At 40.3% G+C, this 2,906-nt stretch carries 2 protein-coding genes; one reads left to right on the top strand and one right to left on the bottom strand.

The window, feature by feature from the left end; all coding sequences use genetic code 11:
• Positions 1-255 precede the first annotated feature (255 nt).
• Positions 256-2,145, bottom strand: coding sequence for a Xaa-Pro dipeptidyl-peptidase (locus V7164_RS25205; protein ID WP_335347745.1), 1,890 nt, complete (start codon positions 2,143-2,145; stop codon positions 256-258).
• Positions 2,146-2,504: 359 nt separating this feature from the next.
• Here V7164_RS25205 and V7164_RS25200 point away from each other — a divergent pair, with 359 nt between their 5' ends.
• On the top strand, positions 2,505-2,636 hold the full coding sequence (locus V7164_RS25200) for a hypothetical protein (protein ID WP_335347746.1): 132 nt from the start codon (positions 2,505-2,507) through the stop codon (positions 2,634-2,636).
• Positions 2,637-2,906: the final 270 nt, after the last annotated feature.

Raw genomic sequence — 2,906 nt, 5'->3', positions numbered from 1 at the left:
AGGGCCATATTCTTGAATAAATATCCAACAGATATTTGTATAATTATGTTCCTCGCCGCGATGGCCCTGGTAATGGAAAAAAAAGAATAATAGTTAAAGAGGTAATACCCATTGGGTACTACCTCTTTTTTTAGACAGATAGGTGAGTAGTAAGTAAATGTTAAAACCCAGGAGCCTTCAAAGGGATACTGATTTACATAGGAACAAATCTAACCTTCAGTTAATCATTTGTGGAATTGACGGTACAGCTTGCTATTAAAAATTAACGCCTTTTTTGCCTTCAACGATTGGCAGGTTTATAACGCTTTGGCCAAGATGGACATTGAAGGTGGCCCCAGTTGCGGAAGGAATGGTCCTCTGATATGAGCTTCCTGCAATAATGACTCCGATGCGATGGCCTTTCTTAAAGACGTAGTCATGTGGCAATGCGCCCCACTCAAATTTGTAGTTTTTTCCTGGATTTAAAGGATCTGTTTGTAAAAGTGATTTCCAATTTTGCGGATCAAACCAGCCTCTAGAGACAATTTCATATGGTGCTGTACGGAACGTCTTCTCTGTTTCTCTATAACAGGCGCTATCTGCCTCCGTACTTTCTCCCCAGCAGGTATTTGTAGTTAATGTTCTGATTCCTTCTCCACTTCCCGTATGATTTACCCTAGTGTCCATTCCATAATCCACAATCATCACAGACAAATTGGAATTATCCTTATCTACTGTTGCTCGAAGCGAAATTTCCGGTACACCGCTCATGCGGGCATCCTCGCTTAGTGGTTCTGATAGGAATACTAAACGGTCGCTTTTTACGGTCATTTCATTTGTGACCATCGCCGTTTCTGTTTGCCTCGGATTGTCTGTAAAGGTTTGAGTAAAGTTTCCTTTTACCGGACCAGTTGTTAAAACTCCAGGTGAATTTTCGTTTTCCCCAGGTGCAAAGCGAATTTTAGTTGATTTAACATTTTTATCCGGCCATGATGCATGGTTTTCCCAAACATCCGCTGCTCTTTCTATATCGACAGCAGGTTCATCCATGATGCCATTTTGCAAGCCTAGTAGCCAATAATCAAACCAGCGATGCAGCGTATCTACCCACTCTGCTCTGCGGAAATCAAATGGATCCACGTGGCCCGTTTGTGTAAGCCAAAGCTTACGAGGGACATTCTCTTTATTTAGTACTTCCCACCAGTAATTGAAATGGTTCATCTTCACGTTTAAGTCATTTAAACCGTGGATGGCAAAGACACTGGCTTTCACCTTTTTGATATCTTTCACATAGTTTCTTTCATTCCAAAAATCATTGTAGTCACCGGTGGCGTCATCTGCCTCTTTATTTACGCGATCGAACACATGCTGACAAGTTGCTTTCCGGGAACTGTTAACGACCCTGCTTGCTAATCCACCAGGTCCATTATTATAGTATGTAAGCCCTGCATAGCGGTAATAATTATACCAATTGCTAATCGCACCAATCGGAACGATTGTTTTTAAGCCTTCTACTCCTGTAGCTGCCACACCATTTGCTAATGTACCATCATATGATTTACCAATCATCCCCACATTACCGGTTGTCCACGATGCCTTTACCTCGTTATTATTTTTATCAACTGCCTTTGCCCTTCCATTGAGCCAATCGATCACAACTTTAATACTCTCAATTTCCTCATAACCGCCGGTAGTTGGACAGCCATCCGATTGGTTGGTTCCTACCATATCCGGCAAGACAACTGCATATCCTCTTGGAACAAAATAATTATCATAATAAAGCGGAAACTTCTCAATATTCCCGTCTTTATCTTTGCCCTTTACTTCACTTTCATTGCCTCTACCTAAGCTTTCATAATAGGGGCTGGCATCCATAATCACAGGTACCTTCAGCCCTGTGTCGGATTCTTTCGGCCGGATGATGTCTACAGCAATTCGATCAGGAACCCCGTTTCCATCCGTGTCAAGGCTTGATTGTACAAAAACGGTCTCGCGGATGGCATCCTTGTAAGAATATTTCGCTTCTGATTTTACATTTACCAATGAGTTTATTTCTTGATTCTTCTTTGCTGCTACTGTTTCCGCATTTGTATAATTCACAGATGATAGAGTTAATGCAATCGTTATTACTAAAGTGGTTACTAGAGAAAACGCTTTCTTTCCCATTAAATCCCTCCTCTACCCTATTAAATTCAATTGTAGGATATGGGGGGATTCCCCAGTAGTGTATAAGTTACCAATTTTCATAATACTTAATTAAATATGATATAAACATTTATACCTACAATATTTGACGATAGTGTGAAGTTATTAGGTATTTTGAAGGATGACAGATCTTTATGTCGAAATGAATCAGAGTCTAGTCATGTTATTTCTTCTTTTTCGCTATTTGCGATGTTTTTAAAACCAATTTTATCAAAGCTTCAATTTCACTTATAGTATTCCAGAATATAAGGATATAACTTTGATAAAATCGTATTTTTGTGCAAAAAAAAAGTGGCCAATCTTTTGTGGGGGAGGGAACAATGACGCATTTTCGGGCGTTCTTCCCGAAAAAGATTGGGGGTGTGATTGCCGTCTATATTCAGAGATGCACTCTCGTTGTCTTTAACTTTATTCAAAGATGGATTCAGCCTTCCGAAAGCAGCTGCAAGTGATTCGGAAATGATCTCCCGACTGTACTTGGGAGGGAGTTTACGGTGATGCGGTGATTGCAGGTGGGTTTCCAGCAATGTCTGTAGCATTCGAATGACTTGCAGCGTTCCGCATTCAAAGGTGCATGCTACTTGATTCGATAAAAAAATAACACGGTGTGGTAGCACGGTGTTATTTTCCTTATCTTTAACTATATTAAAAGATGGTCTCAGCCTTCTAAAAGCAAGGCTACAAGTGATTCGATTATTCCATTAAAGGGCCATTTAATGGAG

Source organism: Bacillus sp. JJ1474 (assembly GCF_036965225.1).
Classification (GTDB): Bacteria; Bacillota; Bacilli; order Bacillales; family Cytobacillaceae; genus Cytobacillus.
Note: the sequence above shows the minus strand (reverse complement) of the source record. Positions and strands in the feature narration are given on the sequence as shown.

Excerpts from the sequence above, each read along its gene's own strand:
- V7164_RS25205 (WP_335347745.1), bottom strand. The coding sequence starts at position 2,145 with ATGGGAAAGAAAGCGTTTTCTCTAGTAACCACTTTAGTAATAACGATT.
- V7164_RS25200 (WP_335347746.1), top strand. The coding sequence starts at position 2,505 with ATGACGCATTTTCGGGCGTTCTTCCCGAAAAAGATTGGGGGTGTGATT.